This window comes from Mesorhizobium sp. M7A.F.Ca.CA.001.08.2.1, from assembly GCF_003998455.1.
Classification (GTDB): Bacteria; Pseudomonadota; Alphaproteobacteria; order Rhizobiales; family Rhizobiaceae; genus Mesorhizobium; species Mesorhizobium ciceri.
This window is the reverse complement of sequence record NZ_RZPW01000355.1, coordinates 1-6,144: the sequence shown is the minus strand read 5'-3', so window position 1 is coordinate 6,144 and position 6,144 is coordinate 1. Positions and strand designations below refer to the sequence as shown.

The 6,144-nt window shown below is 61.2% G+C and carries 5 protein-coding genes; all 5 read left to right on the top strand.

All coding sequences use genetic code 11. The features are described from left to right. Positions 1–198 precede the first annotated feature (198 nt). A complete protein-coding gene (locus EN914_RS20425) occupies positions 199–1,725 on the top strand; it encodes a sugar ABC transporter ATP-binding protein (RefSeq protein WP_027035676.1) in 1,527 nt (508 codons plus the stop codon). Further along, the gene (locus EN914_RS20420) at positions 1,722–2,738 is read left to right on the top strand and encodes an ABC transporter permease (RefSeq protein ID WP_024505176.1); all 1,017 of its coding nucleotides are present in this window, start codon (positions 1,722–1,724) and stop codon (positions 2,736–2,738) included. Before EN914_RS20425 ends, EN914_RS20420 begins: the two co-directional genes overlap by 4 nt. Positions 2,739–2,860: 122 nt before the next feature. Then, positions 2,861–3,784, top strand: coding sequence for an ABC transporter permease (locus EN914_RS20415; RefSeq protein WP_050580526.1), 924 nt, complete (start codon positions 2,861–2,863; stop codon positions 3,782–3,784). Positions 3,785–3,988: 204 nt separating this feature from the next. Then, entirely contained in the window at positions 3,989–5,089 is a 1,101-nt protein-coding gene (locus tag EN914_RS20410) for a sugar ABC transporter substrate-binding protein (protein ID WP_245265401.1), read from the top strand. A 59-nt stretch (positions 5,090–5,148) separates the two neighbouring features. Next, the coding region (gene hisD / locus EN914_RS20405) for a histidinol dehydrogenase (RefSeq protein ID WP_127389224.1) at positions 5,149–6,144 on the top strand (996 nt) is incomplete at its 3' end.

Below are 6,144 nucleotides of genomic sequence, written 5' to 3'. Positions count from 1 at the left end.
GCCATCATCATCATTGCGGTCTCATTGAACCGCCGTTGAAGGCAGCAGCCCGGGATGAAATCGGAAGATATGCGGTTCCGCAATTAAAGGGTCGATGATCTGTTGATCACAGCGCATTTCGATGAAATAGTAAAAAGAGAACGTTCTCACTGCGTGTTTTGGGATGGAAGAGGGCGTTTTGGAGGAAATCTGTTGAGTGTGTCGCCGCCACGATTGCAGGCCGTTGCCGTTACCAAATCCTACGGCGCGACCACAGCATTGGAAAATGTGTCGCTGGATCTGGCGGCGGGCGAAGTCCATGCGGTGCTCGGCGAAAACGGCGCCGGCAAATCCACGCTGGTCAAGATCCTCAGCGGTGTGATTGCGCCAAACAGCGGTCAGATGCGTCTCGACGGTGCGGTCTATGCGCCGCATTCGATCCTGCATGCGCGACAAGCAGGCGTCGCCACGGCTTTCCAGGAATTGAGCCTCGCGCCCAACTTGACCGTTGCCGAAGCGCTGCTGCTGCCCGCCATGAAGCGCGGGGCGTTCGGCCTGGTCTCTCCCTACCAGACAGCGCGAGCCGCAGCTGAAATCCTGCATCGCTATCGTTTGGATGACGTCTCGCCGATCGCCGGCATCGCCAGCCTGTCGCTCGCCCACAGGCAGCGGCTCGAGATCGCCCGAGCCATGCACTATGCCGAAAAGGTTCTTATCCTTGACGAGCCTACGGCAGCATTGACCGATGTCGAATGGCTGTTCGATCTGGTTCGCAGCACGACTGCGGCCGGGACCGCCGTCCTCTATATTTCACACCGCCTGGCCGAGGTGCGCACCTTGTGCAAGCAGGCAACGGTGCTGCGAAACGGCCGTTCCGTGGCAAGCGTCGGACTATCGGACGCCAGCGATGCCGATATTTTCGAGCTGATGGTCGGCCGCACGGAGATGGCGCACGGGCGCCGCACCCACTCGTTCGCTCGCGAGACGCGTTCCGCGCTCGAACTGAACAATGTCACCGGCGCAAAGCTCAAGGGCGTCACACTCGACGTGAAAGAGGGCGAGATCGTCGGCATCGCCGCTTTGGAAGGCCAAGGCCAGCGCGAACTTTTCCGCACCCTTGTCGGCCTGGATAAAGCGACGTCGGGACAAATCCTGGTCGGGGGAAAGCCCGTACAACCTAAAAGCCCACGTCATGCCATCGCGGCCGGACTGAGCTTCCTTCCCGAAGAACGCAAGGTGGAAGGGATATTCTCGACACTGTCGACGGCAGCAAACATCGTGCTGCCCGTCATCCAGAACATCAGCCGGACCGGTTTTGTCTGGCCCGCGCTGGAACGGCACAGTGCCGCACGGGCATCCGAAGGGGTCGAACTCAATCCTCGCTATCTCGATTTTCGTATCGCCGACCTCTCCGGAGGCAATCAGCAGAAGGCATTGCTTGCGCGTGCGATGTTTACGGGCGCGCGTACATTGCTTCTCTACGATCCGACCCGAGGCGTCGATGTCGGCACCAAGCAGGCTATCTACGCGGCCATTCAGGCCTTTGCCGACAGGGGTGGATCGGTGCTTCTCTATTCATCGGAACTTACAGAACTGACGCGTCTGGCCGACCGCTGTCTGGTGCTCTACGGCGCACGAATTTTCGAGCAGTTCACGGGCGAAGCCATCGAAGAGCGTGCGCTGGTCGCAGCCCTTACCGGTCATTCCCGAGACCCCGCAAAATCAAAGCGCGAGGCCGCGGCATGAGCATTCTTGCAACCAAGGCGGCAGCCACCTCTCACCGCCTCGCCCCGTCAATGCCGGCAAGGGCAAAAGCCTTACTGGCCAGCGGCACCGGCATCATCATCGTTCTCTACATCATCCTGTATGGCCTGTATTCCATATGGGATCCTACCGCGCTGACCGCCGACACAGTGCTCAACCTGACGAACAATGCCGTTCCCCTTGCGATCGCGGCGGCGGGTCAGACGTTGATCGTGCTGTCCAGAGGCTTCGACCTTTCCGTCGCCGGCGTCATCTCGCTAACCAATGTCATCATGGCGGCTTATCCGCTGGACGGCCCGTTGGGGGCAGTCGAAAGCCTTGCCATCTGCCTGGCGATCGGAGGCGTGGTCGGCCTGGTAAACGGTTTCCTGGTCGCCGTGCTGCGTCTCCAGTCGATCGCCGCCACGCTGGCGACGATGATCATCTGCCAGGGCCTTTCATTGGTCATCCTCGACGCGCCGGGAGGTACGGTCGCGGATTTCATCTCCTATGATCTGACCGACGTGCTTTTCGGCGTGATCCCGATCTCGGGGCTCTTCGTCGCGGGCGTTGTCGCTCTCTGGATGATTTGCCGACGCACGGCGTTCGGCACAGGCCTTTATGTCGTGGGGGCTGATGAAACAGCTGCGCATCTGTCAGGCATCAATGTCAAACGCGTCCGAATTCTAAGCTTTGTTATCGGTGGCATGCTCTACGGCCTCGCGGGTTTCATGCTCAGCGCTCAAACTGCGACAGGAAATCCCAACGCAGGCGCCTCTTTCCTGATGCTGACCTTCGCTGCCGTGGCGCTCGGCGGCACGTCGCTGAGCGGTGGGCGCGGCAGTGTCATCGCCAGCATCATCGGCGCCGCCACGCTCATGTTGCTGCAGAAGGTGCTGTTCGCCGGCGGCGTGTCGTCCTTCTACACCGGCATTTTCCAGGGCGTGGTGCTCGTGCTGGCGGTGGTGTTTGGAAATGTCGTGACGCATTTTGTTGAACGAAGAGGTGCAACGTGACCGAAGCGCACCCTCCCGGGGCGGCTGTAGCCCCTGCCCCGCGGGCCCAACGGCACACGGAACGTGTCGCCGACAATAGGCGTACCGCACGCTTGCGGCCAGAGACAATCACGGCGGTCTGCGTGTTCGGTATCAGTATCCTGCTGGTGCTGGGTTCACGCTTCGTCAGCCCGGCACTCGGTTCATGGGATCACGTCAACACCATAATCCTTCTGGCGTCGTTCCTGATCGTCGTGGCCTTCGGCCAGGGGATCGTCATCATGATCGGAGGTCTCGACCTTTCAGTCCCGGCGCTCATAACGCTTGGCGGCGTGCTGACGACCAGTTGGATCGATGCCTCCAGCGGCATGAGCTTGCCGCTGATACCGGCGATCTTGCTGATCTGCGCGTGCATTGGCGGGATCAGCGGCCTTGGGGTGACCTTGCTGCGTATCCCGCCCTTCATCATGACCATGGCGACGGGGATCATCACCGCTTCCGCAGCACTTGGGCTTACGAGCGGCACACCGCGCGGCGCGGCTCCCCCAATCCTGACCGCTCTGATGAAAGCGAGTTGGATCGGCATCCCGGTCATCCTCCTATTCATCCTGGTTTTCGCCATCCTCGGCTCAGTGCTGCAGGGTCGAACATCCTACGGTCGCCGCCTGACAGCCATCGGCGCGAATCCGGTCGCGGCTCATGTCGCGGGCATTGCAGTGCGCAGTTCGGTTCTGATCGCCTATATGCTGAGCGCAGCCGCATCCGGGTTTGCCGGCATGATGCTGGCGGGCTACGCAAACGGCGCAACGCTGCGCATGGGCGACGACTATCTGCTTCCCTCGATTGCGGCCGTCGTCATCGGCGGCTCGTCCATTCTTGGTGGCAGCGGCTCTTTCGTCGCCACGATAGGCGGTGCCATCCTGCTCACCGCGTTGAGTACGGTGATCTCGGCGCTTGGCATTCCACAGGGCTGGCGCACGGTCATCGAGGGCTCGATCATCCTCATTGCCCTGCTCCTGCTGAGGGAAAACACCTTCGCGTTCCTAAGACGCCGACTGGCGCGGTAAAGACCGCCCGCGCCCGGCGATCCGGGACGTTCAGTGAGAACGTTCCCATCAACAAGCGGTCAACGATCTGGGAGACCTTCGATGCCAAACTGGAAGAGAAAACTAAGTCTATGCGCAGCCGCTCTTTGTACTGCCGCGGTCAGCCTTTCGCTCACCGCCCCGTCGGCGTCAGCGCAGGACAAGAAGTTCAAAATCTACCTGAGCATGAGCTACAGCGGCAACTCTTGGCAGTCGGAGGCAGCCAACATCGTCAAGGCGCTTGCCGCCACCCCACCCTACGACAAGACCGTGGAACTGACCCAGGTGATCTCGGGCACGGATCCCCAGGCTCAGATCGCTGCGTATGAGAGCATGATTGCCGCCAAAGCCGACGGCATTATCAGCTTTCCGATTTCTTCCACCGCCCTCAATCGCGTCATCCACAAAGGCTGCGAGAAGGGCGTGAAGTTCTTCATGTACGACGCGACGGTCACCGAGCCCTGCGCCTACAACGTCAGTTACATTACCGCTGGCTTTGGCGAGAACAGCGCTCAGGCCCTGGTCAATGCGCTCGGCGGCAAAGGCAAGATCTTCCTCAGCCGCGGCGTTCCCGGCAACTCGGTCGACAAGCGCCACACCGATGGAGCCATGTCGGTCTTCAAGAAGTACCCCGGCATACAGGTCGTGGACGAATACTATTCCTTCTGGGACGACCGTACGACCCAGCAGGAAACAGCCAAGGCGCTCGCAGCGCATCCCGACGTCGACGGCATCTGGGCTCAGGCCGGTGAATACGGTGCGATCCAGGCCCTCATGGACAAGGGAAGCAAACTGGTGCCGATGACGGGCGAAAACTCGAATGGCTTCCGCCTTGCGCTGGCCAATCCAGATTTCCAGAAGCGTGGCCTGAAAGGCGTTTCCGCCGGCTCGCCGCCGGCCAGTGCTGGCTATGCTTTCAAGCTGATGATGGAAGCCCTGACTGGAAAGCGCGATCTCAAGCCGGGCAACATCGAATATCCTCTGCCATGGGTGCCCGCCGACCAGGTCAAGCTGTGCAAAGGCCAGACGTTCGAAGATGGTTGCAACGCCTTCCCGGAAGGCGTCGTGCCCAGTTCCTTCGTGACGGAGGTGTTCAGCCCGACGCTTCTGCCGGAGCTTTCCATCCAGTCGGCGCTTGAAGGCAAGCCAACCCCAGGCGCGACCATCCAGCCTTTGCCGGCCGATGTTCCGAAAGCCGCCGACGAGCCCGGCATCAACTGCCAGAAATGCGAGCCGCCGGCAGACCAGTACAAGCTCACCAAGGTTCAGCCAACCGTCAATCCGTAATGGCCAAGGCGGGCGGCGTCACGCCGCCCGCTCCACCTTTTTCAAGAACGAGGACGAACATGCCCAGTTATCTCAAGCGCGGCCAGGACGCGAGCACAGTGGCGGCGGTCGACGCCAGAACGCGATTGACCGTTGAAAATATTCTCGCCGACGTCGAGGCGAGAGGTGACGCGGCCGTGCGCGAGCTCTCTGAAAAATTCGACAACTGGTCGCCAGAAAGCTTTCGCCTTTCCGAGCAGGACATTGAAAAAGCCCTGTCCGCGGTTGCTCCACGCGATCTCGAAGACATCCGCTTCGCCCAGGCGCAAGTGCGCAATTTTGCCCAGCATCAGCGCGATTCCATCAGGGATATCGAAGTCGAGACCTTGCCCGGCGTCGTACTCGGCCACCGCAACATTCCAGTCAATGCCGTTGGCTGTTATGTGCCCGGCGGCAAATATCCGATGGTTGCTTCGGCGCATATGAGCGTAGTCACGGCGCGCGTAGCCGGCGTGAAGCGCGTGATTGCCTGCGCACCGCCTTTCCACGGCGGCCCGCATCCGGCGATCGTCGCCGCCATGCATCTGGGCGGTGCCGACGAAATCTACGTGCTTGGCGGTGTGCAGGCAGTAGCCGCCATGGCGCTCGGCACCGGTACTATCGCCCCGGTCGACATGCTGGTCGGTCCCGGCAATGCCTTTGTCGCCGAAGCCAAGCGCCAGCTCTTCGGCCGCGTCGGTATCGACCTCTTCGCCGGCCCGACCGAAACACTGATCATCGCCGACGAAAGCGTCGACGGCGAGATCTGCGCAACCGATCTCCTCGGCCAGGCCGAGCATGGGCCCACCTCGCCCGCCGTCTTGCTTACCACCTCCGAGAAGCTCGCCCGGGCAACCATGGCCGAAGTCGAACGGCAGCTTCTGCGGTTGCCGACAGCGGAACTCGCCGGCAAGGCCTGGGCAGACTACGGCGAAGTGATCGTGTGTGAGTCCGATGAGGAGATGGTGCGCGAGGCGGACCGCATCGCTTCCGAGCATGTGCAGGTCATGACGAGCTACCCTGATTACTTCTTGAAC